A 26773-nucleotide genomic window follows, 5' to 3' on the forward strand; every position below is an offset into this window, starting at 1 on the left:
GCGCCGCGACCGTGTCCAGCCCTCGGCCGCTTCCCCCTCGGACCCGGTGCGGCTGGCCGGTTCCGGCGCAGCGGCCCGTCCCATCGGCCACAATGACCGCTGATGACCGCCACCGACACCCCGACAGCGCACCCGAGCGGCTCGCTGCGGCCGGCCATCGTGGTCGGGGCGCTCGGCGTGGTGTTCGGCGACATCGGCACCAGCCCGATCTACACGCTGGCCACCGTGTTCAGCCCACACGACCCCCATCCGGTGCCGGTGTCCCCGACCCACGTGTACGGCATCGTGTCGCTGATCTTCTGGTCGGTGATGACCATCGTGACGTTCACCTACATCACGCTGGTGATGCGCGCCGACAACCACGGCGAGGGCGGCATCATGGCGTTGATCACGCTGGTCCGCCGGTTCTCCCGGCCGGGGAACCGCCGGCGGACGATGGCGCTTGCGGCGGTGGGGGTGTTCGGCGCCGCGCTGTTCTTCGGCGACAGCATGATCACCCCCGCGATCTCGGTGCTCTCGGCGGTCGAGGGCCTCGAGGTCGTCGACTCCGACCTGGCCGACGCGGTCATCCCGCTCACCGCGGTGATCATCGTGGGGCTGTTCGCCGTTCAACGGCGCGGCACCGCCACGGTCGGCCGGTTCTTCGGCCCGGTGATGATCGCGTGGTTCGTCGCGATCGGCGCGTGCGGGGTCAACGGCATCGCGGGACATCCCGACATCCTGCGGGCGCTGTCCCCCACGTTCGCGCTGACCTTCGTCACCGGGCACCTCGGCATCGCGTTCTTCGCGCTCGCCGCGATCGTGCTCGCCGTCACCGGAGCCGAGGCGCTCTACGCCGACATGGGGCACTTCGGCCGCAGGGCGATCACCGTCGGCTGGCTGGGGTTGGTGCTGCCGGCGTGCACACTGAACTACTTCGGCCAGGGCGCACTGGTGCTCGGCGACGAAAGCTCGGTTCACGCGCCGTTTTTCCTTCTCGTCCCGGAGTGGGGCCGGATCCCGATGGTGCTGCTGGCCACCGCCGCCACCGTGATCGCCTCGCAGGCGGTGATCACCGGGGCGTTCTCGCTCACCTCCCAGGCCGTCCAACTGGGCTACCTGCCCCGGCTGCGGATCCGGCACACCTCGGCGTCGGCGATCGGGCAGATCTACGTCCCGTGGATCAACGGCGCCCTGATGGTCGCCGTTCTGGTCCTGGTCTTCGGGTTCCGCAGCTCCACGGCGCTGGGCTACGCGTACGGCATGGGGGTGACGGGTACCATCACCATCACCACGCTGCTGTTCCTGTACCTCGCGCACACCCGGGCCGGGGTTCCGCTGTGGCTGGTGATCGGCGGGGGCGGGGCACTGCTGTTCGTCGACGCGATGTTCTTCGCCGCCAACCTGACCAAGCTGGTCCACGGGGCCTGGCTGCCGTTGCTGATCGCGATCTGCGCGTTCACGGTGATGACCACCTGGCAGCGCGGACGCCAGATCGTCGCCGTGGAGCGCAACCGGGCCGAGGGGCCGCTGGGCGACTTCATCGAGAGTCTGGGCACCCGTGAGCCGCCGCTGGTCCGCACGCCGGGCACATCGGTGTTCCTCAACCGGGGCACCGACACGGCTCCGCTGGCATTGCGGGCCAACGTCGAACACAACCGGGTACTGACCGAGCACGTGGTGATCATGTCGCTGAACACCGATCCGGTGCCCCGGATTCCGGAGTCCCAGCGTGTCACGGTCGACGGACTGGGCTGCGATGACGACGGAATCATCAGCGTCGTAGCCCATTTCGGCTACATGGACTCACCCGACGTGCCCGCGGCCCTGCGCCTGATCGACACCTCAGAATCCGAAGGTCCGCTCGACCCCGACCGGGCCACCTTTTTCCTGTCCAAAATCGAACTCTTCCAAGGGGATTCCCGAACAATGGCGCCGTGGCGGAAACGTCTGTTCATCGCCATCTCGCACATGACCGCCGATGCGGCCGGCTACTTCCGCCTGCCCCAGGACCGGACAGTGATCATCGGTTCGCGCCTACAGGTCTGACCGCCGAGCGGCTGCGCCGGAACGGGGCGCGGCCGGGGGGTTGTTGCGGCTGCGGCAGCAGCGTCTCCCGCGGCCGCACGCCGACCGTGGTCGGCGACGCGGTGTCGATCTCCAGTTCCTCCCCCGCGTGCCGGATGGTGAGCACCCCCTCGGGGCCGTCCCGCAGCGTGTAGGTCACCGAGTCGTGGTCGGTGTCGACGATCACGCCGAAATTGCGCCACCGCAACCGGAAACGCATCCGGGAGATCCCGGCCGGCAGGTGCGGGTCCAGCGACAGCATCTTCTCGTCGTCGCGCAACCCGCCGAAGCCCTGGACCAGCGCCGTCCAGCTGCCCGCCAGCGACGCCACGTGCACGCCGTCTCCGGTGTTGCGGTGCAGGTCCCGCAGGTCGATCAGGGCGGCTTCGTAGGCGTAGTCGTGCGCCAGTTCGAGATGGCCGACCTCGGCGCACATCACCGCCTGGGTGCACGCCGACAGCGACGAGTCGCGCGTCGTGCGCCGCTCGTAGTAGTCGACGTTGCGCGCCTTCTGCTCGTCGGTGAACGCGTGACTCTGCCACTGCATCGCCAGCACCAGGTCGGCCTGCTTGATCACCTGGCTGGGGTAGAGCCGCACGTAGGGTTCGTGCAGCAGCAGCGGATAGTCGTGACTGACCTCGAAATCCCATTCGCGCAGCGTGGTGAACCCCTCACACTGCGGATGCACCCCCAGTTCCTCGTCGTAGGGGATGTGCACCGCGTCGGCGGCGTCGCGCCACGCGGCGGTCTCCTCGTTGTCCACCCCCAGGTCCGCCGCGGCGTCGGGATGCCGGGCACAGGCGTCGACGGCGATCCTGAGGTTCTCCGCGGCCATCAGGTTGGTGAACACGTTGTCCCGCACGATCGCGGTGTACTCGTCCGGACCGGTCACCCCGTCGATGCGCCACGCGCCGTGCCGGTCGTGATGGCCCAACGACAGCCACATCCGGGCGGTCTCGACGAGCACCTCCACACCGCACTCGGCCTCCAGCGTGTCATCCCCGGTCACCACCCGGTACCGCTCGAAGGCCAGCGCGATGTCGGCGTTGACGTGGAACGCCGCGGTGCCCGCGGGCCAGTACCCCGAACACTCCTCGCCGTGGATCGTGCGCCACGGGAAGCAGGCGCCCCGCAGCCCGAGTTCGGCGGCGCGGTCCCGGGCCATGTCGAGTGTGGTGGCCCGCCACCGCAGCGCATCGGCCGCCGAGCCGGGTGCGGTGTAGGTCAGCACCGGCAGCACGAAACCCTCGGTGTCCCAGAAGGCGTGGCCGTCGTAGCCGGTGCCGGTGAGTCCCTTCCCCGGGATCGCCCGGCGTTCGGCCCGCGCACTGGCCTGCAGGACGTGGAACAGCCCGAACCGCACCGCCTGCTGGCAGTCCGGGTCGCCGTCGACCTCGACGTCGGCGCAGTCCCAGAAGTCGTCGAGGTACCCGCGCTGCTCGTCCAGCAGTCCCTGCCACCGGGTGTAGCGGGCCGACGCGATCGCCGCGGCGACCTGATCGCCCAGCGCCGGGCGGGACCGCAGGCTCGACCAGCCGTAGGCGATGAACTTCACGACCCGCAGCCGCTGGCCGCGCTCGAGCTCGCACACCACGGTGGTGCGGGCCCAGTCGTCCCCGGCGTCCCCGCTGACCTCGACGCGTCCGGGCGCCTCGACGTGGTGGTCCATCGCTGCGGCCATCATCAGCCCGCTGGCGCGGGTGCGGTGCATGAGCAGCGCCCCGCGCTCGCTGACCTCGTGGTCGACCGGCTCGAGGGGCTTGTTCAGGACCGCGGCCACCCGTGGATCGTCCGACGGCGAAGGCTGGTCCTCGTTGGCGACCAGTTCGGACTGCAGGGTGATGCGGGTGTGGTCGCCGACCGCTTCGACGGTGTACTCGACGGCGGCCAGACCGCGTTGAGCCAGTGACACCATCCGAGTCGACTCGATGCGGATGTGCTTGCCCGCCGGTGAGCGCCACTCCGCGGTGCGGTTGAGGGTGCCGGCCCGCAGGTCGAGTGTTCGTTCGTGGGTGATCAGATCGCCGTACCGGACGTCGAACGGCTCATCCTCGACCAGCAGCCGGATCAGCTTGCCGTTGGTGACGTCGACCACCGACTGGCCGTCCTCGGGATAGCCGAACCCCGCTTCGGCGTAGGGCAGCGGACGGATCTCGTAGAACCCGTTGAGGTAGGTCCCGGGAAGCCCGTAGGGCTCACCTTCGTCGAGATTGCCGCGCATGCCGATGTGGCCGTTGGAGAGCGCGAACAGCGATTCGCTCTGCGGCAGCAGGTCGAGGCACAGCTGTGTCTCCCGGATCTGCCACGGCTCGACGGGGAACGCCTCGTCGGCGATCATCATGACAGCAGCTCCCCGAGATCGGTGACGACGACGTCGGCGCCGTTGTCACGCAGGGCATCTGCCTGACCGACCCGATCCACCCCGACCACCACGCCGAAGTCACCGGCCCGCCCGGCCGCCACCCCCGACAGTGCGTCTTCGAACACGGCGGCCTCGGCAGGTGCGACGTCGAGCAGTTGCGCGGCGCGCAGGAAGGAATCCGGCGCAGGCTTCCCGGGGATGTCCTCCTCGCGCAGCGTCACCCCGTCGACTCGGGCTTCGACGAAGGCGTCCAGGCCGGTCAGTTCGAGAACCTCGCGGGTGTTGGCGCTCGACGACACCACCGCGCGCCGCAACCCCGCCTCGGCCGCGGCCTCCAGGTAGCGCCGCGATCCCTCGAACACCTTGACCCCGTCGGAGTGCAGCACGTGGGTGAACATGTCGTTCTTGCGCTGCCCCAACTCGGTGACCGCGTCGTCGTCGAGCGTGATCCCGCGGCTCTGCAGAAACGACCGCACGCCGTCGAGGCGTGGCTTGCCGTCGACGTATTCGTCGTAGTCGGCGCTCTCGTCGAACGGCACGAACTCGTCTCCGGTGTCGTCGCTGCGGGAACGCAGAAAGTCGTCGAACATCGACTTCCACGCCCGCCGGTGCACACTGGCGGTATCGGTGAGGACCCCGTCGAGGTCGAACAGGCAGGCGCGGATCTGATCGGGTAAGCCCAGCATCCCCTTCTTCATACCCTGTCAGGGGTCCGGTGCGCTCAGCCCAGGCCGAACATCGCCCGCAGTTCGGCGGTTCGCCACCAGATCAGCGCCAGGAACACCGCGAGGATCGCGACACCGGCGCCCGCCTGAACCAGATTGCGACGGGTACGCGGCGCATGGGCGAAGGCGGCGGCGACGACGGCACCGGTGACCAGTCCGCCGAGATGTCCCTGCCAGCTGATGTTCTGCGAGCTGATCAACGGGATCACGAAGGTGAACGCCAGGTTCAGGCCGATGATCGCGATCACCCACCGCACATCCATCCTGAGTTTGCGTCCCACCACGAACGTCGCACCGAACAGGCCGAACACCGCACCCGAGGCTCCGGCGGTAGCCGAGGTCAGCGGCGAGGCCAGGTAGACCAGCACCGAGCCGCCCAGGGCGCTGAGCAGGTAGAGCGCACTGAACCGCAACCGCCCCAGCGCCATCTCCAGCGGCGGCCCGACGATGTAGAGCGCCCACATGTTGAACAGGATGTGGGTCAGGCCGTAGTGCAGGAACGCCGAGGTGAGCAGCCGGTAGACCTCGCCGTCGGCCACCCCGGGCGGCCACAGCACGAATTCGCGCTCCAGCCCCGACGACGTGCTCTGCAACAGGAACATCAGCAGGTTGAGGCCGATCAGCGTGTACGTGACGACCGGCGCCGCCGACCCGCCGGGACGGGCGCCGAACTGGGTCCGCACCGGGCGCACCGTGCGGGCGGCCTCCCCGACGCAGTCCGCGCACTGGTGCCCCACCGCGGCGCTGCGCATGCAGTCGGCGCAGATGAACCGGTTGCAGCGGGTGCAGCGCACGTAGGTCTGGCGGTCCGGGTGCCGGTAACAGGTGGGGACCTGAGGTGCCGCACCGGGCATGTTCTGGTAGCTCACGTCACAGCGTCCCGAAGAGTTCGATCCAGTTGCCGTCCGGGTCGGCGACGAACATCCAGCCCATCCCCGGGACGGGGGCGAACTCGGTCAGCGGTTCGACGACCTGGTGGTCGGAGGCCTCGAACGCCTCGGCGACGCTACGCAGCCCGTTGACGCCGATGGTGAAGTAGCGCAGCCCGGCCTGCATCCGGCCGCCGCCGGGAGCGACCGGTTCGGCCGGCGGCGTGGTGTAGGTGACCAGCTTGAGCACGTTGGCTCCCAGCGAGTAGCGGCGCTGGGAGCCGCCGTCGAAGTCGATGTCACCCTGGGGTTCGAGTTCCAGGAAACCTTCGTAGAACGCGACCATCGGCTCCAGGTCGGTGGTGACCAGGCCCACCTCTATCCCCGGCGAGAGCAGATCCAGCTTCACACCACCACGTTATCGGTCCAGTAGTTCGGTCGCCGGGGCATCCCACCGGTCCAGGTTGACGGCCTGTTCCAGCGGGCGCCGCCGCAACGGCCCGTGCCGGCCTCTCGGCCAGCCGACCACGATGTGCCCGGCCAGCAGCCAGTCCTCGGGCACCCCGACCGCGGCGCGCAGCAACGTCTCACCTTCGTAGGACGCCCAGCTGGTCAGGCACGCGCCCAGGCCCTGAGCGCGCGCGGCCAGCAGGAAGTTCTGCATGGCCGGGAAGATCGATCCGCCGAGCAGCAGTTCGGAGGCGGTCGGGAAGTGTTTCTGGGTGAACAGCACCGAGGTGAATTCGCCGGCCCGGTCGTGCAGCTCGTAGGTCGCCCGGTTGTTGCGTGCCCGGGGGCTGTGGTCGTCGGCATCCGGGCGGGTCATGCCGTAGACCGGCTCGATGACGCTCAGCGCGCGCTCGGCGGCTTGGGCCACGACGGCGCGCATCTGCGGTGAGCGGAGCACCACGAAGCGCCAGGCTTGCGCGTTGGCGCCGGACGGTGCCCAGGTGGCCGCCTCCAGGCAGCGGCGCAGTTCGGCGTCACCGACGGGTTCGTCGGTGAAACGCCGGATCGTGCGGGCGGTGGACATGGCTTCCCACACATCGCGGGTTTCGGCGTGCATAGGTGCAACCTAGCGACCCGGCGGTGGTGACGAAATCATGACGTCTGCGGGCCTCCGGAGGCCCTGTTCGCAGCCGGTTTGGCCGGAATTGAGGCGAGAATCACCGCGCCGGACTGTAACGCGGGCGGTGTTCGCTCCTGGCGGATCACGAGACTGGTTTGGGCACTGTGGATTTCGGCTACCTTGAATTCGGGCGGGGAAGTAACGACAAGAAGGACCATCATGAAATCCAGTGGAACCGTAATGCGCCGGGCAATCGCCGGCATCGGGGCGGGCGCACTGTTCGGCGGTCTCGCCGCCGCCACCGTGGCCGCGCCGACGGCTGTCGCCGCACCGGGTGAGCAGTGCAGTGCCAGCGGCCTGGCCAACACCGTCAGCTCGGTCACCGGCGAAGCCCAGCGGTACCTCGACGGGCACCCGGAGGCCAACCAGGTGGTCAGCGCGGCGATGAATCAGCCGTACGACCAGGCCGAGGCCAACCTGCGCGGCTACTTCACGGCCAACCCCGCGCAGTACTACGAGCTGCGCGGCATCCTGGCACCGATCGGCGACGCGCAGCGCAGCTGCGGTGTGACGGTGCTGCCCGGCCAGCTGGCCACCGCCTACGACATGTTCATGGCCGGCTGAACCCAGCCGCGGCGGCGGGTTCTTTCCCGCCGCCGCGGCACTTAGACTGGCTTGCCATGAGGCCCACATCCACAGCCGCGGCGGTGCTGGCCGGCTGGTGCGCCGTCGCGATGGCATCCGTCGTGGTGACGGTGCCGACAGCACTGGCTCAACCGGCACCCCCGCCACCGCCACCTCCGCCGGCGCCCGCCGAGGAGACGCTTGCCGCCGAGGCGCCGGCGCCCGCCGACGGCGCGTCCACCTCGATCGACGAGGACGGCACCTACGCGGTCGGCGCCGACATCGCGCCCGGCGTCTACCAGTCCGCGGGACCCATCGATGACGGCGCCTGCTACTGGAAGCGCACCGCCGGCGACGAACTGGTGGACAACTCGCTGACCAAGAAGCCGGCGGTGGTGCACATCCAGCCGACCGACACGTCGTTCACCACCAGCGAGTGCCAGTCCTGGCAGCTGACCAACCTGCCACCGCCGCCCCAGCCGGCACCCGGTGACCTGATGGGCCAGTTGACCGCACTGATCGGCCGCGGGATGTTCGCCGGAGGAACCCCCTGACCGACGGCAGAATCGCCGTGCCGGCCGACCTCGATGCCGTGACCGCGGTCGGCGCCGAGGACCACACCGGGGTCGACGAGGCCTCACTCGAGCGGATCTGGCAGACCGCCACGCACTGGTATGCCGCCGGCATGCAGCCCGCCATCCAGGTGTGCGTGCGCCGCGACGGCCGGGTGGTCCTCGACCGCGCCATCGGGCACGCCTGGGGTAACGGGCCCGGCGACACCCCGGATGCGGAGAAGATCCCGGTCGGGATCCAGACACCGTTCTGCGTCTACTCGGCCGCCAAGGCCATCACCACCACCGTCGCGCACCTGCTGGTCGAACGCGGCGCCTTCGGCCTCGACGACCGGGTGTGCGACTACCTGCCCGGCTACACCAGCCACGGCAAGGACCGCACCACCATCCGGCACGTGCTGACCCACAGCGCCGGCGTGCCGTTCGCCACCGGCCCGCGGCCCGACCTGAAGCGGATGGACGACAGCGACTACGCGCGCGACATGCTGGGCCGGATGAAGACGGTGTATCCGCCCGGGATGGTGCACATGTACCACGGCGTGACGTGGGGTCCGTTGATGCGTGAGATCGTCTCCGCGGCAACGGGACGCAACATCCGCGACATCCTGCACGACGAGATCCTCGGCCCGCTCGGTTTCCGCTGGACCAACTACGGGGTGGCGCCCGAAGACGTCCCCCTGGTCGCGCCCAGCCATGTCACCGGAACACCGCTGCCCGCGCCGATCGCAAAGGCGTTCAAGGCCGCCGTCGGCGGAACCCCGCAGCAGATCATCCCGTTCTCGAACACGCCGGCGTTCCTGACCGGCGTCGTGCCGTCGTCCAACACCGTGTCCAACGCCCACGAGCTGTCCCGGTTCGCCGAAATCCTCTGCCGTGGCGGAGAACTCGACGGTGTGCGGGTGCTGTCACCGGAGACGCTGCGCGCGGCCACCCGGCAGGTCCGGCGGCTGCGTCCCGATATCGCCACCGGGCTGGCGCCGATGCGGTGGGGCACCGGTTACATGCTGGGCTCCAAGCGGTTCGGGCCGTTCGGGCGGGACGCGGCCGGCGCATTCGGCCACACCGGGTTGACCGACATCGCGGTGTGGGCCGACCCGCAGCGCGCGCTGTCGGTGGCCGTGGTCAGCAGCGGCAAGCCGGGCCGGCACCGCGAAGCGGACCGTTACCCGAGACTGCTGGACCGGATCAACGCCGAGATGCCGCGGATCTAGGGTCGCGAATCCCCCGGTAGATGCCCCAGCGCACCAGCCCCGGCATCAGCACCCGGTCGAAGGTCCAGGCCGGGAAGCGGAACGCCCGCCCGTTGGGCGCGAACACCTCCAGCCCGTCGGGCTGGATCCCCAGCACCGACCCCCAGCGCCGGGCCGGCGGCCGGAAACTGCGCATCGGCTTGCCCTCGAATGCCGCCATCACGTTGTGGGCGAGCATTCCGTCGGCCCGGTTGCGCGCCGAGCTGCGCAGCGGATCGGTCGCGGCGACGTCACCGATCGCGAACACCTCGGGGTACCCCGGCACCTGCAGCTGCGGGGTGACCCGGACGAAGCCGGCCTCGTCGAGCAACTCGGGTGGCAGCCATCCGGTGTTGGGCCGCACCCGTCCGATCGCCCACAGCACCGCGTCCGCCGATGCCGGCGGCTGCCCGGTGCTCCACCGCACCGGATCGGAGGTCAGCGTGTCACCGCTGAATCCGGCAGGCAGCTCCGCGCGGTGTCCGGGGTGCAGGACGACTCCCGCCTCGGTGAGCCGGCGACGTACCCGTTGCCAGGTCCGCGGGTGGTGGCCGACCAGTGCGCGCTCCCCCGGGAAGAAGAGGTCGACGCGGGTCCCCGGCCAGGTGAGCGCGATGTTGACGGCACTGCTCACCGCTGCCGCGCCGCCGCCGACGACGATCACCGAGCGGGCCGCCGCGAGGCGGTCGTGCGGAGCCCGGACGTCCTCGTCGACCTCGCTGAGCCCCTGCAGAGTCGGTCGGCGCCAGAACCCGTTGGTGACACCGGTGGCGATGACCAGCGCGTCGTAGGCCACCGGCGTGCTGGTTCCGTCGGCGCGGCCGACCGTGACGGTGCGCGAGGCGAGGTCGAGCCCGGTCAGGGTGCCGTGCACGGTGCGGACCCGGTCCAGCCCGCGGAACCGGTCGAACGGGATCCAGTTGTACCGGGCCCAATGCTCGGGGCGGGCCAACCGCCAGCCCAGTTCCTGGCCGCTGACCAGCCCGGGTTTGGTCGATATCCCGACGACGTCGGCGTGCTTGGCCAGTTTGATCGCGGTCAGCACGCCCGTGTCGCCGAGGCCGGCGATGACGACGCGGGGCGTCATGTCCGGACCCGCGCCGGCGGGCGGGGCACGAACCTCGCCACCCGGTCGATCACGCTCTGATAGCCGGGCCGGCGCTCGAGGCTGCGGGTCTCCATCATCGGGATGCTGGCACCGAGGAACATGGCCAGCATCGCCGCGGCCCCCGCGAAGAGCCACCACGAACCCGGTGCCGCTGCCAGCCCGAACAGCGCCAGCGCGAACCAGAAGCCGAACTCACCGAAGTAGTTCGGATGCCGCGACCAGCTCCACAGGCCGCGATCCATCACCTCACCGGGCCGCGCGGCCGCGACGAAGCGGTGCATCTGCACGTCGGCGACGCCCTCGAGCGTCACCGCTGCCAGTCCGACCACGAACGCGACGACGGTCAGCCAGGCAAGCCCCGATCCGGGGGTGGTCACCGCGACGTAGACGGGCAGCATGCCGAGGAACACCTGCAGGGTGGGGATGAGGTGGATGGCGATCAGGTCTGCGGCGAATTCGAAGCGCCCGGCCCGCTCCCGGAACATCGGGTAGCGCCAGTCTTCGTGGTGCAGGCCGGGAAACGCGTACACCCAGTTGGCGGTCAGCCGCACCGCCCAGATGACGACGAGCACCGCGATCAGCCAGGTGCGCAACGCATCACCGTCGCCGTGGGCCCACCAGTAGAACAGCAGCAGCGGCGGGATGACGCTCCAGTAGGCGTCATAGAAGCTGGAGTTGCGGTACGCCCGGCTGAAGGCGAACACGACGAGCGTCGCCAGCACGTCGGCGATCAGCGTGTCCAGCCACAGCCTTCCGGTGGCGGGGCCCAGGGCCAGCCAGGCGTAGCCGACCGCGACGGCCAGCACGTAGGCGGCGGTGACGATCGCCAGCGAACGTCGCTTGGTCCGGTTCACCCGAGTCGCACCCGGAACATCTTCGGCCAGTCCTTGCCGGTCAGCAGGTACTCGTCGCCGGAGACGTGGGCGATGCCGTTGAGCACCTGCGCGCTGGCCGGGATACCCAGATCACGCAGCCCGGCCGCGTCGACGACCAGGTCGACCGCTCCGGTGCCGGGGTCGATGCGCACGATGTTGTCGGTGGGCCACAGGTTGGCCCAAACCTTGCCGCCGACGCATTCGAGTTCGTTGAGGCCGTTGATGGGGCGCCCGGACCGGGTGACGTCCACGCCGCCGAGCTCGGTCATGTCGTCGGGGTCCTGGAAGTGCAGCCGGTCGGTGCCGTCGCTGCGGATCAGCCGCTGGCCGTCGTAGCACAATCCCCAGCCCTCGCCCGTCAACGGCACTTCCCGGGTCGGTGTCATCGTGGTCCTGTCCCACTGCACCGCCACCCCGTCGCGCCAGGTGAGCTGCCACACGCGGTCGCCCACCACGGTGATCCCCTCGCCGAAGTAACCGGCGGGCATCGGCACCGCGCTGCCGACGTCCCCGGTGGCCGGATCGAGTGTGCGCAGCTGGGATTCGCCGGCCAGCCCGGTGCCCTCGTAGAGCACCGGGCCGTGCAGCTCCAGTCCCTGGGTGAACGCCTCCGGGTCGTGCGGGATCTCGGCGATCACCACCGGTTCGATCTCGGGGACGGGGTCGGCCTGCGCCGGTGGAGCTCCGGCCGGCGCGATCAACGCCACCAGGGCGGCCGACACCCATGCTTTCTTCATAGGCACGTTCTACCGTGCCACTATGGCGGAATGAAAGCGGTCAGCTGCCTGCACGGCGCGCTGGATGTGGTGGACGTCCCCGAGCCGAGCCCGGCCGACAACCAACTGGTGCTCGAGGTGCTGCGCTGCGGCATCTGCGGATCGGATCTGCACGCCAAGGATCACGCCGACGAACTGACCGAGGTGATGGCCGAGGGCGGCTATCACGATTTCGTGCGCAGCGACACCGCGGTGGTGATGGGGCACGAGTTCTGTGGGGTGGTGGCCGAGCGGGGCCGCAAGGTGGGCAAGCGGTTCGCGCCGGGCACGCTGGTGGTGGCGTTCCCGCTGCTGCGGGCCCACGGCGGAGTTCACCTGACCGGGCTCTCGCCGAAGGCTCCCGGAGCTTTCGCCGAGCGGGTGCTGACCGAGGCGGCGATGACGTTCGCGGTCCCCAACGGGCTCGACCCGGCGACCGCGGCGCTCACCGAGCCGATGGCGGTCGCCCTGCACGCGGTCAACCGCAGCGAGATCACCGGTCGCGACGTCGCGATCGTGGTGGGCTGCGGGCCGGTGGGGCTGGCGGTGATCTGCCACCTCAAGGCCCGCGGTGTCCGCACCATCGTGGCCAGCGACTTCTCCCCCGGGCGGCGGGCTCTGGCGAGCCGCTGCGGCGCCGACATCGTCGTCGATCCCGCCGAGGAGTCGCCGTATGCGGCGGTGCCCGCCCGGCAACGCGGCATGACCACGCTGCCCGAGCTCTACGAGCTGGGTGTCACCGCGATGGAGCGGCTGCGCCGGCTACCCGGGTGGTCGCACGTCTACCGGGTCGCCGACCGGCTCGGCGGCACCGCGCCGAAACGGCCCGTGGTGTTCGAGTGCGTCGGTGTTCCGGGGATGATCGACGGCATCATCGGCGCGGCGCCGCTGGCTTCCCGGGTGGTGGTCGCCGGGGTGTGCATGGGTGCTGACACGCTGCGGCCGGCGATGGCGATCGGCAAGGAGATCGACCTGCGCTTCGTGTTCGGATACACGCCGCTGGAGTTCCGCGACACGCTGCACATGCTCGCCGACGGGAAGCTGGATGCGTCCGCGCTGGTGTCCGGCACGGTCGGACTGGGTGGGGTGGCGGCGGCCTTCGAGGCGCTCGGAGACCCTGAGGCGCACGCGAAAATCCTCATCGACCCCACCAGCACCGTGACGAGTTTGTGACGCGCACCGGCCCTGCCGGCGTTGCCCGGGAGTGGAGTTCGGGCCCCCGAACTGCGTGTCCCGTGTCGCTCGATATTTGCAACTGTGATGTAACGCAAGTTATGCCAATGTTACTCCGCTAACGCATTTCGACCTGCGGTGATGTCACTCAACCCGCAGATTCAGCAACCTTCATGTAGCTCGCCTATCGCTCGGCTTTTTTGCGGCGCCGTTCGTTTGCTGGAGGCCAGGTGGAGTCCATCTACACAGCCTTGTGACACCGATGTGAGAAGTCTTCAGAACTTCTTAAACAGGGATTTTCCTCGTTTCCTTAACGGAACCTGAGACGTGGCTTACGATCTCTCAGACAGCCCATCCGTAACCCAAGGGGGATCCACACCATGGAAATCTCAGCCCGGTCTTACCTCGCAGCAGGTGTTTCGCTAACTGCAGCTAGCGCCATCGCGCTCACGCCTCTCGCGATCCCTGCAAACGAGCGTGCCGTAGCCATCCCGAACGTGACCGTCTCGGAAATCCAGCTGACCGTCACTCCCGCTGAGGTCGTGGCGTTCTTCGACAACCTGGAGACCGAGCTCGAGGCGTTCAACGCTCAGGTCGCCGCCGCCATCGCGATTCCCGGCCAGACCCTCGCCGAGGGCATTCAGGTCGCGATCGACCTGAACGAACAGCTGTTCACCACGCTGGAGGGGCTGACCACCAACCCCACGCTGCTCGGGGTGCTCGAAGCGCTGGACCTCAGCTCCAACTACGCGCTGGTCTCGCTGCAGACAGCCGTCGAAGAGGCGAACCTGACCCTGGAGCTGAGCACCGAGGACCTGGCGAACCTGCTGACCAGCTCGGTGACCGGTTCACTGTCCAACGTGCTGTCGACGTTCGTCGGCGTGCTCAACGATCCCTTCTCGGTCGCGAACTACGCCGCGGTGCTGAGCACCGGACTGGTGGGCACCGGTCAGTTGCTCGCCACCAACGGTCTGCTGGGCATCCAGACGGCGGGCAACGCGGGCTTCGACTACGCGTTCGAGGGGCTCACCCTGGTCGAGGACCTGATCTGGAACAAGATCGACACGGTCTACGATCTGACCGACGTCCTCGCCGCCGCCACCGGCAGCGCGGTCATCGAGTCGATCAACGAGGTCATCCAGAGCGTCACCCTGGCCCCCATCCAGGCCATGGTCGACCTCGGCTTCGGCATCACCGAGGACGTGCTCGCCGGCCACTATGCGGCCTTCAACGAGGTCCTCTTCGGCGCCGAGACCCTGGTCGCCGTCGTCGGCGGTTCGCTGCAGTACGCCATCAACGCGATCGGTGCGGCTCCGCTGAACCCGGAGGCCTACCTGCAGGCCGGCGGTGCACTGCTGGCGGGCGGCTTCACCAGCTTCAACACCACTGTGGGGACCATCGGCAACGTCGCGCAGATTCCTTACGACGTCGGCGCGAGCGTGGCCGAGGGCACCGCGGGTGTCTACACCGATCTGAACCTGCAGTTCGCCGGCGCGATCTCGAGCGTGCTCACCGCACTGGGCGCCACCCCCGAGGTCGCCGATCTGCCGCTCGACCTGGCTGCCCAGATCAATGCCATCATCGACGACAACGCGGCGGCCGCGGTGGCGGGGATGGAGATCGCGGCGGGTCTGATCCAGGACACCACCGACTTCATCATCCAGGTGTCCAACGACATCGAGGACGCCATCTTCGGGCTGGTGCCCACCCCGCCGATGGCGGTCGCTCCGGAAGCGCCGGTGGCGGCACTGGCCGCGTCGGCGCCGTCCGGTGAACCGACGGAGGCCGCGGCCGCGGTGACCGACGAGGAGGACGCGACCGACGAGGGCACCACCGAGGACGCGACCGAGGAGGCCACTGACGAGGCCACCGAGGATGTCGTCGAGGATGTCGTCGAGGAGGAGGCCCCGGCTGAGGACGTCGTCGAGGAGGACGCGACCGACGAGGACGAGGACGCCGCGGACGACGAGGCAGCTGTGGAAGAGGTCTCCGACGAGGACGACTCCGACGACAGCGGCAGCTACTCGTCGGACAACGACGACAGGAAGTCCGCGAAGGAGGCCAAGAAGCCGACCAGCTCGGCCGACGACAGCGCCGACGACTCGGACTCCGACAGCGACTCGGACTCCGACGGCGGCTCGGATTCCGACAGCGGTTCCGACTCCGAGTAATCAGTAACCCGACCGGATGGGCCCACTCGAAAGAGTGGGCCCATTCGTGTTGTGCGGCAGGCCTACCCGGCGGTCTAGCCGTTGACGGCGTCGATCGCCCGGAAGATGCGCTGCTCGCTGACCGGGCGCGGGGTGCCCAGTTGCTGGGCCCACAGGCTGACCCGCAACTCCTCGATCATGGTGGCGATGTCGCGGACATCGGGTGCGGCCGCGCGCATCGGGGACAGCGCGACACACAGCTCGTCGTAGGCGTCCTGCACTGCGGCGATGCGCGCCATCCGCTCCCGGTCGGCGACCGGAGCCTGCGGCAACCGGTCCAGCCGGCGACGGATCGCGATCAGATAGCGGGTCAGATCGGCGAGCCGGTGCGCCCCGGTCGCGACGACGAACCCGGCCGGCAGCAGCCGGGCCAGCTGGGCACGGATGTCGGCCACCGCCTCGGCCTGCGCAGCGGTAGGAGTGTCCGGCAACGCCAGCGCCACGTCGCGCCACGCCGTGATCACCTTCTCCGTGCGGCGCACCACCTCAGCCGCCGTCGGCGCCAACCGGGTCGCCAACCGTTGCCGGGCCGCCGTGAACTCGGCCCTGGTCCACACCGGGGCGCTCACCATGGCCCGTACCGCCGCATCGGCGCAGTCGTCGAGCAGCGCGGCCAGCGATCCGTCCGGGTTGTTGGCCAACACCAGTCTGGTACGCGGGTCGAGGCCCTTCTCAACGGTTTTCGATACCGACGGTCCGGCCAGCCGGAGCAGCCGCGCGCTGCCAGCCGACATCGCGGCGTCCTGTTCGGCCTTGGTCGCGAACACCCGGATGTCCACCGCTGCTCCGCTGTCCACCAGCGCGGGATAGCCGCGCACCGCATGACCGGCCCCGCCGACCTGCTCCACCACACGGGGAAGTTCGTCGAGGTCATCGGGCCAACTGCGCAGGCCCTTGCGCTCCAGGCCGCCGGCCACGGTGTCGGCCACCGCCTGGCGGGCCGGGGCGGACAGCTGCTGCTGCAGCTCGTCGAGATTCTTCCCGCGTGACACCACGGTGCCGTCCGGGCCTTCGACGGCGAAGGTGACCCGAAGATGCGGCGGCAGCTTGGCCAGGTCGAAAGCATCGATCGGAACCAGGATTCCACTGCGGCGGTGCAGTTCGCGCTGCACCGCATCGAGCAGCGGGCCACTGTCCGGGGAGATCGATGCCAGCAGTGCCCGTGCCGTGTCGGGCGCCGGCACGAAGTTGCGGCGCAGGTCTTTGGGCAGGGACCGGATCAACGCGGTGAGCAACTCCTCGCGGAGCGCGGGCACCTGCCAGGCGAAGTCGTCCCCACCGAGGCGGGCCAACACGTCGACCGGCACGTGCACGGTGACCCCGTCATCGGCTGCGCCCGGGTCGAATCGGTAGGACAGCGGCAACGACAGGTCATCGGCGCTCCACGCATCGGGCTGGTCGGCGCCCGCGTCGGCGCGCAGCAGGTCCGCACGGGTCATCGTGAGCAGGTCGGGGGTCTGGTGGCGCTGCTTGCGCCACCAGCCGTCGAAGTGCCGGGCCGAGACCACCTCGGCCGGGACGCGGGCGTCGTAGAACGCGAAGATCTCGTCGTCGCCGGCCAGCAGGTCCCGGCGTCGCGCGCGGTCCTCGAGTTCGGCCAGTTCTGCACGCAGCCGGGCATTGTCGGCGAAGAAGTGGTGTTTGGTCTGCCAGTCCCCCTCCACGAGGGCGTGCCGGATGAACAGGTCACGAGACACCTCGGGGTCCACCTGCGCGTAGCCGACACGCCGCCGGGCCACCAGTGGCAGCCCGTAGAGCGTGACCCGCTCGAAGGCCATCACCGCACCCCGCTTGGCGTCCCAGTGCGGCTCACTGTGCCTGCGCTGCACCAGATGTCCGGCCATCCGTTCGACGGCCTCGGGGTCGATCCGAGCCGCGATACGGCCGTAGAGCCTGCTGGTCTCCACCAGGTCGGCGACCACCACCCACCGGGGCGGGCGCCGGGTCAGCACCGACCCGGGCGCCACCACGAACCTGGTGTTGCGGGCACCGGTGTACTCACGTCCGTCGCCCCCGCGCAGCCCGATATGCGACAGCAGACCCGCGACCAGCGCCTGGTGGATCCGGGCCGGTTCGGCTGGTTCGGTCTGCTCGGTGATGCCCAGCTCACGGCAGATGCCGCGCAGCTGCCCGACCAGGTCCTGCCACTCCCGGATGCGTAGGTAGTGCAGGAACTCGTCGCGGCACATGCGCCGAAACGAGCTGCCGGACCGTTCTTTTCGCTGCTCACCCAGGTATGCCCACAGGTTCAGGTAGGACAGGAAGTCCGAGTGCTCGTCGGCGAAGCGGGCATGCTTCTGGCGCGCCGCGTCCTCCCGGTCGACCGGCCGTTCGCGGGGATCGGGGATCGACAGGGCCGCCGTCAGCACCAGCATCTCCCGGACGCAGCCCTGCGCGTCGGCCGCCAGGATCATCCGGCCCAGCCGCGGGTCCACCGGGAGCTGGGCGAGCCGGCGACCCACGTCGGTGAGCTGCCGGCCCTCGAAGGCACCCAGTTCCTGCAGCAGCGCCACCCCGTCGCGGATGCTGCGTGCGTCGGGCGGATCGAGAAAGCCGAACCCTTCGATGTCACCGAATCCCAGCGCCGCCATCTGCAGGATCACCGCGGCCAGGTTGGTGCGTAGGATCTCCGGCTCGGTGTAGCGGGGGCGGGAGGTGAAATCCTGCTCGGAGTACAACCGGATGCACACGCCCGGCGCGGTGCGTCCGGAGCGCCCGGCCCGTTGCGCGGCCGAGGCCTGCGAGATCGGTTCGATCGGCAGCCGCTGCACCTTGGTGCGCCTGCTGTATCGCGATATCCGGGCGGTGCCCGGGTCGACGACGTAGCGGATGCCCGGCACCGTCAGCGAGGTCTCGGCCACGTTGGTGGCCAGTACCACCCGCCGCCCGGTGTGCGCGGCGAACACCTTCTGCTGTTCGGCGGTGGGGAGCCGGGCATACAGCGGCAGCACCTCCAGGTCGGAGCCGGCCACCGCGCGCAACGCCTCGGCGGTGTCGCGGATCTCACGCTCCCCGGACAGGAACACCAGCACGTCGCCGGCCGGTTCGGCCTCCAGTTCCGCGACTGCGTCGACGATCGCCTCGGTCTGGTCGCGCAACTCGGTGCGCACCACCTCGTGGTCGGGATCATCGGGGTCCTCTGTGTCGGAGTCACCGGAACCGGTTGCCGGAACGACCACCTCCAACGGCCGGTACCTGACCTCGACCGGGTAGGTGCGTCCGGACACCTCGACGATGGGTGCCAGGCCGGTGTCGTTGCCGAAGTGGGCGGCGAAGCGCTCCGGCTCGATCGTCGCCGAGGTGACGATCACCTTCAGGTCGGGGCGCCTGGGCAGCAGCTCACGCAGATACCCGAGCAGGAAGTCGATGTTGAGGCTGCGCTCGTGGGCCTCGTCGATGATCAGCGTGTCGTAGCGCAGCAGCCGGCGATCACGCTGGATGTCGGCCAGCAGGATGCCGTCGGTCATCAGCCTGACCAGGGTCCGGTCGCCGGCCTGATCGGTGAACCGCACGGTGTAGCCGACCGTCTCCCCCAGCGGGGTCCCCAGTTCGTCGGCGATCCGGGCGGCCACCGTGCGCGCGGCCAGCCGGCGGGGCTGGGTGTGTCCGATGGTGCCCCGGACACCGCGGCCCAGCTCCAGGCAGATCTTCGGCAGCTGGGTGGTCTTGCCCGATCCGGTCTCACCGGCCACGATCACCACCTGGTTGGCCGCGATGGCCGCGGCGATCGCCTCGCGGCGCTCACTGACCGGCAGGTCGGGATAGGCGCCCGGACCCGACAGGTCGGGCACCGCGGCGAGCCGTGTCGCAACCAGCCCCTCGGCCGCGGCGAGGTGCTCGGTGAACTGAGCGAGCTTGCCCGGGTCCGAGCCGAGTTTCTTCAGTCGCCGGCCCAGCCGGGCGGCGTCGCGGATGCTCACGGCGTCCAGCCGGGCGCGAAGTTCGCGCAGGCTTTCGCGGGACTGTCCGGACACCCGGGCAAGGATAGGCGCAGCTTTCCTGAACTCGCGGCGCGCAAGTTGGGAAGTTGTGTTTACAATTTTGCCGCCGACGTCAGCGGCGTGGCATCCCAGCTATCAGGAGAACCTCATATATGCGGTGGCGCATCCGAGCAAGCATCGCCCTAGCGACGGTCCTTGCGTGCGCAAGTACCTGGCTTGCCCCGGCGAACGCCGAACCCATCGCCATGCGCCCGCTGAACTACGACAAGGTGTCCCGGGACGGCTGGCACCTCAACATTCGGGTCGACAACGAGATGGTCAACCCGGTTCCCAACCTGGCCAACTCCGACAACTCCAAGGAGGCGTTCGTCACCGCCTCGGCAACCGCGACCGCGGTCGGTGGTTCCGCCCCGATCACCGACAGCATCTTCATCCTGGGCTACCAGCTCGGCTGCCAGGCTGACGTGTCGGCGGGTTTGCAGTACGGCGGCACGGGCGGTGCAGCCCCGGAAGCCGGCATCGGCGGCGGTGATCTCTCAGTGGGTATCTCCGCCGGTGGGGCCGGGTTCGTGCAGACCGTCCTGCAGCCCGGCGTGATTGTGGACCTGCCGTTGTCCAACATGACCCTCAACACCGACGGCGTCGCGATGATCGACATCGACAACATCCACGTCAAGGCCGACGCCTGTTGGGGAGAAGTCACCATCCGGTCCTACGCGTACTTCCGGATCTCCACCGACGCCGCGCACACCCAGTTCGCCATTTACGGCGACCCGATCAAGATCTGATGCTGATGACTCCCCGAATCGCCCTGGGCCTGATCTTTCCGGCCACCTTCGCAACGCTGGCAGCGATGTCCACCGTGTTCGCCGCCGCTGCGGGTGCCCAGGACCTTCCCGACCCACCGCCCTATGTCCCCGACGACGGTGTGTACGCGGCGAACCCGGGCAGCTTCGACTACACCTACAACGTCATCGCCGTCGGCCCACCGCCGTCCACCGACTCCCGCGGAACCAACATCGCCGCGACCGTCGACTCGGCGATGAGCGCCGTCGGGTTGCCCGGCAGCAAGCTGGGCAACGGCGGCCCGAACGACCAGGGGTGGGTGTCATCGAACGCCATGTACGGCATATCCGCCGGGATGGCGCCCTCGGGTCAGCCTGTCGGGGGCGTCAACATCGCAGCCGGTGTCTCGGGCCTGGCCGGCGAGAGCGCGACGGGCGCTCCACCACAATCCCCGACACCGGTCGAGTCGGTCATGCCGACCGACACCGGCGGCGTCCCGTCACCGGTCCTGGAGACTCCGGGTAACCCCCGGCTGGGTGTCGAAGGTGTGGACGTCCCGCTGGCCTGACGCCCTACTGGTCCGGCGACCAGAAGGACAGCATCTCGGCCAGCGTCTCGAACGCGGCGGTGTTGACCCCGTAGGTCGCTTCGAAGTGCACGGACAGCGGGAAGCCGAGCTCACCGACCCCGTCGATGACGCGCTTGTACAGATCCAGCATCATCGCCCGCCGGCCTGCCGGGTCGGTCTCGGCCAACGTGCGGACGCACTGCTGCTCCTTGGCGACCGCCTCGTTGCCCGGATCCTGGATCAGCCAGTCGATCAACCCGACGCGACTTTCCACCTTCGGAACGAACCCGAAGGACAGCAGAATCTCCGGGCGGTGCTCGGTGGTGGCGGCGAACTCACGCAGGAATCCGACGATGGCGTCGGAGTACAGCAGCTGGGTCATGCCGTAGGTGGCGCCGCGGTCGCATTTGAAGTTGAACCGGCCGTGTTCCCCCTCGCGGGTGGGGATCAGGATCGCGCCGCGGTGTTCGACCACCCCTTTGAAGAGTGACAGCGCATCGGTCGGGGCCACTCCGGACCCCTCACCGTCGTTGAGGGTCCGGGGCACGCCGACAAAGGCGATCCCCTCGAATCCGCTGTCGCGCAGTTCGCTGAGCCTGGCGCGTAGCGTGGGCTCGTCCATGAACGCGGTCACCTGAGTGCACAGGCCTTTGACGCCGGGCAGTTCGGGTTCGATCATCGACCAGAAATCGAGCACGTCGAGCTTCGGTTTCATCTCGACGGGGCGGTCGTCGTCCTCTTCGATCATCCCCGGGATCATCACGTGCCGGATCCGGTCCTCGAGACCGACTTCCTTGGAACACCGCAGGACCTTCTGGGCGTCCTCCATGGCGTGCTCACGGCCACGTTCGACGTTCGGGGGCACCAATTCGAGAGCGATGGTGTTCAAGCTCACAGCATTTGCTCCACATCTGACGTACTCCGGGCGGGCAGGTCATCCGGTTGCCCCACGTTACAGACCGCGGTTGGTCACCGCGCCCGGGTGTCGGGGGGACGGGACCTGACACACATCACACCGGCAGCCGCGCTTTCGTTGACATAATCGATGCAGACGCTCATGAACATCGCCCCCAACACCACGTACCGCGGTATCCGCTCCCTGCTGGTCGCCGCCTTCGCTCTCCTCGTCACCGCGCTGGCGGCCTGCACCGTTGTGGAGCCGTCGCCCGGCTCCACAACGAGCAGCAGCCCGCTGCCCAGCTCCCCGTTCGACCCCACCAACACACCTATGCCCGAACCGACCGGTCCGTTACTGGCATACCGCGCCGCCGACGAGATCGGGCTCGTCGACGGCACGAAGGTGATCGCCACCGCCTCCGGCAGCTTCACCCCGTCCAACGACCTCATCGTCACCGAGGACGGACACTTCGTGTTCGCCCGGACCAGTGACGGTCAGCTGGTCACGCTCGAGGTGTCCAGCCGTGAGACCGCCACCCGGTCGGTCGCGGTGGGCCCGGCGCTGGGGATCGGCGACGGGAGCACCGTCGTGTGGTGGGAGCAGCCGAACCGCCTGATGCAGCTCGACCTCGCCGACCCCGACTCGCAACCCGTCCTCGCCCAGACCGTCGAGCTGCCGGCGGCCGGCGGAGCCCAGGTCGGCAAGCCACGGTTGATCGTGGCGCGCGGCGGCACCGCCGTGATCGCCCGGACCGAGACTCCGCCGTCGCCGTTCGGCGGCCCCGACACGCTGTACGCCGTGCACGGCCCCGGGGCGCCGACCTCGCTGGGGCAGGTCGAGGCGAACAGCCCGGTGTCGGTGGCCCGCCTCAGCGGGGACGGGTCCCGCCTCGCCTACGGGATCTACCGCGCCACCGACAACGACTGCGGCACCGCCGCGGTGGTGCTCACCGCCGCCGACGGCTCCCAACAGACCTACGACGTCGCCAGCTCGGACGCCCAGCGCGGATCCCGGGTGTCCAGGCTGTGGTGGCCGCCGGAGGGACTGCCGCAGCTGAGCCTGATGAGCTGGCGCTGCGACCGCTCGGAGGCCTACCCTCCGTTGGCCTGGCAGCTCTCCGACGACGGCATGACCCAGGTCGAGCCGCGGGCAGCGGCGATCGAGGTCGCCGACGTGGCTCCCGCGCAACGCGCGTTGATACTCCCCGCGGACGGCCAGTACGGCGACCTGGCCGGCACGCTGGTGCTCGAGGAGAGCGACCGCAGGATCCCGATCAAGTCCGACGTCGACGCCATCGCCCTCATCCAGCCGTCTCCGTAGGCTGGGTGCGGTGAGTATCGCGCTGGCGGACAGCTTCGTCCGCGACCTTCCCGAGTTGGCGGTGCGCTGGCAGGCCGAGTCGGCGCCCGAACCGCGGCTGCTCGTGCTCAACGCACCGCTGGCCGCAGAGTTGGGCCTCGACCCGGACTGGCTGCGCGGCCCCGGTCTGGGGCTGCTGCTGGGCTCCGCCGTTCCCGAGGGCGCCGCCCCCGCCGCCCAGGCCTACGCCGGTCACCAGTTCGGCGGGTTCGTGCCCAGGCTGGGCGACGGCCGCGCACTGCTGCTCGGCGAACTCACCGACGCCGACGACCGGGTGCGTGACCTGCACCTGAAGGGATCTGGGCGCACCCCGTTCGCGCGCGGCGGGGACGGGCTGGCCGCTGTCGGACCGATGCTGCGCGAATACCTGATCAGCGAGGCGATGCACGCGCTCGGGATCCCCACCACCCGCGCACTCGCGGTGGTCGCCACCGGACGCGAGGTGTACCGGGAATCCGTGCTGCCCGGGGCCGTGCTGGCCCGGGTCGCCGCCAGCCACCTACGGGTCGGCACCTTCCAATACGCGTCGCTGCTCGCCCAGTCGAACGAGGACTCCGACCTGCTCCGCCGGCTCGCCGACCACGCGATCGCGCGGCACCACCCGGCGATCGCGGACGCCGAACACCGCTATCTGGCCCTGTTCGACGCCGTCATCGCAGCGCAGGCCGAACTGGTCGCGCAATGGATGCTGGTCGGCTTCGTGCACGGAGTGATGAACACCGACAACATGACGATCTCGGGCGAAACCATCGACTACGGCCCGTGCGCGTTCATGGAGGCTTTCGATCCGGAGACGGTGTACAGCTCGATCGACAGCTGGGGCCGCTACGCCTACGGCAACCAGCCCGCCATCGCGATGTGGAACCTCGCGCGCTTCGCCGAAGCGCTGCTGCCGCTGCTCGACGACGACACCGAGCAGGCCATCAAGCTGGCCGAGGCTTCGTTGCACACCTTCCAGAGCCGCTACGACGAGCACTGGTCGGCAGGCATCTCGGCCAAGCTGGGGCTGCCCGACGTCCCGCGCGACGTGGTCGGCGGCCTGGCCGGCGAACTACTGACTCAACTGCAGCAGAGCCAGGTCGACTACACGTCGTTCTTCCGCCGGCTGGCCTCGGCGGCCCGCGGGGACGCCGAGCCCGTCCGCGGGGAATTCGTCGACCTGGCCACCTTCGACGGCTGGCTGGACCGCTGGCGTGCCCTCGTTCCCGACGCCGCGCTGATGGACCGGGTCAACCCCATCTACATTCCCCGAAACCATCTGGTCGAGGAGGCGCTGGCGGCGGCCACCGACGGTGACCTCGCCCCCTTCGAGGGCCTGATGAACGCCGTCGGCTCGCCGTTCACCGAACGGCCGGGGCTGGAGCGCTACGCCGAGCCCGGACAGCAGGAGTTCACCGCCTCGTTCCGAACTTTCTGTGGAACCTGAATGTCGGGCGTAGCGTTTCGGGAGTGAGCGCCAGCACTCGACTCGGTCTGCAGGACCTGCTGTTCATCTACGGCGAGACGTCGAGTTCGAAGATGCATGTAGGTGGCCTGCTTCCGTTCACCCCGCCTGCTGACGCGCCGCGCGACTATCTGCGCCGGGCAGTCGACGAGGCGCGCCGCCTGGAGGTGGTGCCCCCGTGGAACCGAAAGCTGGCGCACCCGCGGCTGCAGTTCAGCCCGGTGCACAGCTGGGTGGTCGACGAGGATTTCGACTTCGACTATCACGTGCGCCGGTCGGCGCTGGCCAGTCCGGGCGACGAACGGGAGCTGGGAATCCTGGTGTCCCGGTTGCACAGCAACCACCTCGACCTGACCCGTCCGCCGTGGGAGCTGCACGTCATCGAGGGCCTCGAGGGTGGCCGGTTCGCGCTGTATCTGAAGATCCACCACGCGCTGGTCGACGGTTACAGCGGGATGCGAATGCTCGGCCGCAGCATGTCCAAGTCTGCCGACTCCGACGACCCGCGCATGTTCTTCAACGTGCCGTCGCCGTCGCGTCCCCCGCGTGACACTGAGCCGGCCAACCCGGTGACCGCATCGCTGCGGGCGCTCGGCGGCATCGGTTCGGCGGTCACCGGCGCCGTCGGCTCGGCGGTCGACCTCACCACGGCGCTGGTCAACACCCAGCTCCGGCGCGACGGCGAGCACGCGCGGATCCCTGGTTCGGCATCGGCGCCGCACAGCATCCTCAATGCGCGGATCAGCCGCAACCGCCGCTTCGCCACCCAGCAGTACGAATTCGACCGGCTCAAGGCGCTGAGTGCACAGCACGGTGTGACGATCAACGACGTCGCGCTGGCGATCATCGGCGGCGGGTTGCGCACCTTCCTTGCCGATATGGACGAACTCCCCGAGCGTTCGCTGATCGCCTTCCTTCCGGTGAACGTGCGACCGAAGGGCGATGAGGGCGGCGGCAACGCGGTCGGGGCGATCCTGGCGCCGATGGGTACCGACATCGAGGATCCCGTCCAGCGTCTGGCCTCGATCAGTGCAGCGACCCGCGCGTCCAAGGCCCAGCTGCAGACGATGTCGCCCACCGCGATCATGGCCTACAGCGCCGCCCTGCTGGCACCGGCGGGTGGGCAGATCGCCGGGGCGCTGACCGGGGTGGCGCCACCGTGGCCGTACACCTTCAACCTGTGCGTCTCCAACGTGCCCGGCCCGCCGGAGCCGTTGTATTTCAAGGGATCCCGGCTGGAGGCGACCTATCCGGTGTCCATCCCGATCCACGGGATGGCGCTGAACATCACCCTGCAGAGCTACGCCGAGACCATGAACCTCGGATTCGTGGGCTGCCGAGACCGGCTGCCCAGCCAGCAGCGTCTCGCCGTCTACACCGGCGACGCGCTGGCCGACCTGGAGAAGGGCTCACTTCACTAGACCCCGTCAGAACGGTGGTGGGTCGTCGCCGTAGTCGGGTTGGTAGCCGGTGGGGCGGTCGACGGATTGGCGGAGTCGGTCGGCGGCCGGTGCGGTGGTGGTGTGTGGGGTGCGGCGTCGCGTTTGTTGTTGTTCGGCAGCTTTGGCGGCGGCGGCTTGGTCGAGTTCCCTGTGGGCGGCGTTGAGTTCGCGTTCGCGGGTGATGTAGGCCGCTTTGGCTTGGGTGCGAGTGTGGCGGCGTAGCGGCATGTTCAGCTCCCGCCCCGGGGTGCGCGGCGGTGTGGGGCTTGGTGTTGGTCGGCCCGGTGTTGGTGGGTCTGGTGGGGCGCTGGTGGTGGTGGTCCAGGTGGGGAACAGCAGCGCCGAGAGGGGTTTGGTGGTGTAGGTGTGTCCGGTGGGGGTGCTCAGGTGCAGGGTTCCGTCGGGTAGCTGGACGTCGTGCCAGTCTTCCCAGAATGTTTTGAGCAGGTGGTGCAGCCGGCAGTAGGCCTTGAGGTTGGCTGCGGTGGTGGGTCCGGCGGGCCAGGGGCGGGTGTGGTCGAGGTCGGCGTGGACGGCGGGGCGGTCGCAGCCGGGGTGGCGGCAGGTCAGGTCGCGGGCGCGGACGAATGCGTCGAGGGCGGCACCGGGCCGGTATCCGGGGTTGGCGGGCAACTCATCGGGGCCGGTGAGGTGGCGCACGGTGGCGCCGTGGGCGAGCAGCTCGGCCAGCAGCGCGGCGGGCACCACGGTGCCGGGC

The 26773-nt window shown here is 69.4% G+C and carries 22 protein-coding genes; 11 read left to right on the forward strand and 11 right to left on the reverse strand.

Going from position 1 to position 26773, the window contains the following annotated elements; all coding sequences use genetic code 11:
• The first annotated feature begins 102 nt into the window (after positions 1 to 102).
• Positions 103 to 2028, forward strand: a complete 1926-nt coding sequence (locus ACXAID_RS07470) for a potassium transporter Kup (RefSeq protein WP_475021562.1) — start codon at positions 103 to 105, stop codon at positions 2026 to 2028.
• Here ACXAID_RS07470 and ACXAID_RS07475 read toward each other — a convergent pair.
• From ACXAID_RS07475 to ACXAID_RS07495, 5 genes are read right to left on the reverse strand one after another with little or no spacing between them, the layout of a single operon-like run.
• Positions 2003 to 4384 (reverse strand): glycoside hydrolase family 65 protein, encoded by a 2382-nt coding sequence (locus ACXAID_RS07475; RefSeq protein ID WP_475021583.1) that lies wholly within the window; start codon positions 4382 to 4384, stop codon positions 2003 to 2005. The two genes, ACXAID_RS07470 and ACXAID_RS07475, sit on opposite strands and share 26 nt — an antisense overlap.
• Positions 4384 to 5094 (reverse strand): beta-phosphoglucomutase family hydrolase, encoded by a 711-nt coding sequence (locus tag ACXAID_RS07480; RefSeq protein ID WP_475021563.1) that lies wholly within the window; start codon positions 5092 to 5094, stop codon positions 4384 to 4386. The genes ACXAID_RS07475 and ACXAID_RS07480 overlap by 1 nt, the downstream gene beginning before the upstream one ends.
• A gap of 35 nt (positions 5095 to 5129) precedes the next feature.
• Positions 5130 to 5987 carry a rhomboid family intramembrane serine protease gene (locus ACXAID_RS07485; RefSeq protein WP_475021584.1) on the reverse strand — a complete coding sequence of 286 codons (858 nt, stop codon included), beginning with the start codon at positions 5985 to 5987 and terminating at the stop codon, positions 5130 to 5132.
• 16 nt (positions 5988 to 6003) lie between these two features.
• On the reverse strand, positions 6004 to 6411 hold the full coding sequence (locus ACXAID_RS07490; protein WP_475021564.1) for a VOC family protein: 408 nt from the start codon (positions 6409 to 6411) through the stop codon (positions 6004 to 6006).
• A gap of 9 nt (positions 6412 to 6420) precedes the next feature.
• Positions 6421 to 7068 (reverse strand): nitroreductase family protein, encoded by a 648-nt coding sequence (locus tag ACXAID_RS07495; protein ID WP_475021565.1) that lies wholly within the window; start codon positions 7066 to 7068, stop codon positions 6421 to 6423.
• A gap of 222 nt (positions 7069 to 7290) precedes the next feature.
• Here ACXAID_RS07495 and ACXAID_RS07500 point away from each other — a divergent pair, with 222 nt between their 5' ends.
• The 3 genes from ACXAID_RS07500 to lipE are packed head-to-tail and all read left to right on the forward strand — an operon-like array spanning position 7291 to position 9478.
• Positions 7291 to 7695: a heme-binding protein gene (locus ACXAID_RS07500; protein WP_475021566.1), complete on the forward strand. Its 405-nt coding sequence runs from the start codon at positions 7291 to 7293 to the stop codon at positions 7693 to 7695.
• Positions 7696 to 7751: 56 nt separating this feature from the next.
• The gene (locus tag ACXAID_RS07505; protein WP_475021567.1) at positions 7752 to 8249 is read left to right on the forward strand and encodes a hypothetical protein; all 498 of its coding nucleotides are present in this window, start codon (positions 7752 to 7754) and stop codon (positions 8247 to 8249) included.
• A 17-nt stretch (positions 8250 to 8266) separates the two neighbouring features.
• The gene (gene lipE / locus ACXAID_RS07510; RefSeq protein ID WP_475021568.1) at positions 8267 to 9478 is read left to right on the forward strand and encodes a lipase LipE; all 1212 of its coding nucleotides are present in this window, start codon (positions 8267 to 8269) and stop codon (positions 9476 to 9478) included.
• On the opposite strand, the gene ACXAID_RS07515 is transcribed toward lipE, so the two are convergent.
• From ACXAID_RS07515 to ACXAID_RS07525, 3 genes are read right to left on the reverse strand one after another with little or no spacing between them, the layout of a single operon-like run.
• Entirely contained in the window at positions 9453 to 10583 is a 1131-nt protein-coding gene (locus ACXAID_RS07515) for an FAD-dependent oxidoreductase (RefSeq protein ID WP_475021569.1), read from the reverse strand. The two genes, lipE and ACXAID_RS07515, sit on opposite strands and share 26 nt — an antisense overlap.
• On the reverse strand, positions 10580 to 11458 hold the full coding sequence (locus tag ACXAID_RS07520) for a DUF1295 domain-containing protein (RefSeq protein WP_475021570.1): 879 nt from the start codon (positions 11456 to 11458) through the stop codon (positions 10580 to 10582). The genes ACXAID_RS07515 and ACXAID_RS07520 overlap by 4 nt, the downstream gene beginning before the upstream one ends.
• Positions 11455 to 12216, reverse strand: coding sequence for a glutaminyl-peptide cyclotransferase (locus tag ACXAID_RS07525; protein WP_475021571.1), 762 nt, complete (start codon positions 12214 to 12216; stop codon positions 11455 to 11457). Before ACXAID_RS07525 ends, ACXAID_RS07520 begins: the two co-directional genes overlap by 4 nt.
• Positions 12217 to 12246: 30 nt before the next feature.
• Between ACXAID_RS07525 and ACXAID_RS07530 the strand changes: the two genes are divergently transcribed.
• Together ACXAID_RS07530 and ACXAID_RS07535 are read left to right on the forward strand one after the other, a co-directional pair.
• Positions 12247 to 13407, forward strand: coding sequence for a zinc-binding dehydrogenase (locus tag ACXAID_RS07530; RefSeq protein WP_475021572.1), 1161 nt, complete (start codon positions 12247 to 12249; stop codon positions 13405 to 13407).
• A gap of 497 nt (positions 13408 to 13904) precedes the next feature.
• Entirely contained in the window at positions 13905 to 15578 is a 1674-nt protein-coding gene (locus ACXAID_RS07535; protein WP_475021573.1) for a hypothetical protein, read from the forward strand.
• A 74-nt stretch (positions 15579 to 15652) separates the two neighbouring features.
• Here the strand turns inward: ACXAID_RS07535 and hrpA are convergent, their stop codons facing one another.
• The gene (gene hrpA, locus ACXAID_RS07540; RefSeq protein WP_475021574.1) at positions 15653 to 19591 is read right to left on the reverse strand and encodes an ATP-dependent RNA helicase HrpA; all 3939 of its coding nucleotides are present in this window, start codon (positions 19589 to 19591) and stop codon (positions 15653 to 15655) included.
• A 119-nt stretch (positions 19592 to 19710) separates the two neighbouring features.
• Here hrpA and ACXAID_RS07545 point away from each other — a divergent pair, with 119 nt between their 5' ends.
• A complete protein-coding gene (locus ACXAID_RS07545) occupies positions 19711 to 20346 on the forward strand; it encodes an MspA family porin (protein ID WP_475021575.1) in 636 nt (211 codons plus the stop codon).
• A 5-nt stretch (positions 20347 to 20351) separates the two neighbouring features.
• Positions 20352 to 20912, forward strand: coding sequence for a hypothetical protein (locus tag ACXAID_RS07550; protein WP_475021576.1), 561 nt, complete (start codon positions 20352 to 20354; stop codon positions 20910 to 20912).
• A gap of 4 nt (positions 20913 to 20916) precedes the next feature.
• Here ACXAID_RS07550 and ACXAID_RS07555 read toward each other — a convergent pair whose 3' ends face one another.
• Positions 20917 to 21807, reverse strand: a complete 891-nt coding sequence (locus ACXAID_RS07555; RefSeq protein ID WP_475021577.1) for a mycobacterial-type methylenetetrahydrofolate reductase — start codon at positions 21805 to 21807, stop codon at positions 20917 to 20919.
• Positions 21808 to 21969: 162 nt separating this feature from the next.
• Here ACXAID_RS07555 and ACXAID_RS07560 point away from each other — a divergent pair, with 162 nt between their 5' ends.
• The 3 genes from ACXAID_RS07560 to ACXAID_RS07570 are packed head-to-tail and all read left to right on the forward strand — an operon-like array spanning position 21970 to position 26034.
• A complete protein-coding gene (locus ACXAID_RS07560) occupies positions 21970 to 23130 on the forward strand; it encodes a hypothetical protein (protein WP_475021578.1) in 1161 nt (386 codons plus the stop codon).
• A 10-nt stretch (positions 23131 to 23140) separates the two neighbouring features.
• On the forward strand, positions 23141 to 24595 hold the full coding sequence (locus ACXAID_RS07565) for a protein adenylyltransferase SelO (protein WP_475021579.1): 1455 nt from the start codon (positions 23141 to 23143) through the stop codon (positions 24593 to 24595).
• A gap of 23 nt (positions 24596 to 24618) precedes the next feature.
• Positions 24619 to 26034 carry a WS/DGAT/MGAT family O-acyltransferase gene (locus ACXAID_RS07570; RefSeq protein WP_475021580.1) on the forward strand — a complete coding sequence of 472 codons (1416 nt, stop codon included), beginning with the start codon at positions 24619 to 24621 and terminating at the stop codon, positions 26032 to 26034.
• A gap of 6 nt (positions 26035 to 26040) precedes the next feature.
• Here the strand turns inward: ACXAID_RS07570 and ACXAID_RS07575 are convergent.
• Positions 26041 to 26773: HNH endonuclease signature motif containing protein (locus ACXAID_RS07575; protein WP_475021581.1), on the reverse strand; the 733-nt coding region annotated here is incomplete at its 5' end.

The organism is Mycobacterium sp. ABE4_509 (genome assembly GCF_056160785.1).

What these genes read in the sequence shown, in the direction of transcription:
- ACXAID_RS07470 (WP_475021562.1), top strand. Translation starts at nt 103, where the DNA reads ATGACCGCCACCGACACCCCGACAGCGCACCCGAGCGGCTCGCTGCGG.
- ACXAID_RS07475 (WP_475021583.1), bottom strand. Translation starts at nt 4,384, where the DNA reads ATGATCGCCGACGAGGCGTTCCCCGTCGAGCCGTGGCAGATCCGGGAG.
- ACXAID_RS07480 (WP_475021563.1), bottom strand. Translation starts at nt 5,094, where the DNA reads ATGCTGGGCTTACCCGATCAGATCCGCGCCTGCCTGTTCGACCTCGAC.
- ACXAID_RS07485 (WP_475021584.1), bottom strand. Translation starts at nt 5,987, where the DNA reads ATGCCCGGTGCGGCACCTCAGGTCCCCACCTGTTACCGGCACCCGGAC.
- ACXAID_RS07495 (WP_475021565.1), bottom strand. Translation starts at nt 7,068, where the DNA reads ATGCACGCCGAAACCCGCGATGTGTGGGAAGCCATGTCCACCGCCCGC.
- ACXAID_RS07500 (WP_475021566.1), top strand. Translation starts at nt 7,291, where the DNA reads ATGAAATCCAGTGGAACCGTAATGCGCCGGGCAATCGCCGGCATCGGG.
- ACXAID_RS07505 (WP_475021567.1), top strand. Translation starts at nt 7,752, where the DNA reads ATGAGGCCCACATCCACAGCCGCGGCGGTGCTGGCCGGCTGGTGCGCC.
- ACXAID_RS07515 (WP_475021569.1), bottom strand. Translation starts at nt 10,583, where the DNA reads ATGACGCCCCGCGTCGTCATCGCCGGCCTCGGCGACACGGGCGTGCTG.
- ACXAID_RS07525 (WP_475021571.1), bottom strand. Translation starts at nt 12,216, where the DNA reads ATGAAGAAAGCATGGGTGTCGGCCGCCCTGGTGGCGTTGATCGCGCCG.
- ACXAID_RS07530 (WP_475021572.1), top strand. Translation starts at nt 12,247, where the DNA reads ATGAAAGCGGTCAGCTGCCTGCACGGCGCGCTGGATGTGGTGGACGTC.
- ACXAID_RS07545 (WP_475021575.1), top strand. Translation starts at nt 19,711, where the DNA reads ATGCGGTGGCGCATCCGAGCAAGCATCGCCCTAGCGACGGTCCTTGCG.
- ACXAID_RS07550 (WP_475021576.1), top strand. Translation starts at nt 20,352, where the DNA reads ATGACTCCCCGAATCGCCCTGGGCCTGATCTTTCCGGCCACCTTCGCA.
- ACXAID_RS07560 (WP_475021578.1), top strand. Translation starts at nt 21,970, where the DNA reads ATGAACATCGCCCCCAACACCACGTACCGCGGTATCCGCTCCCTGCTG.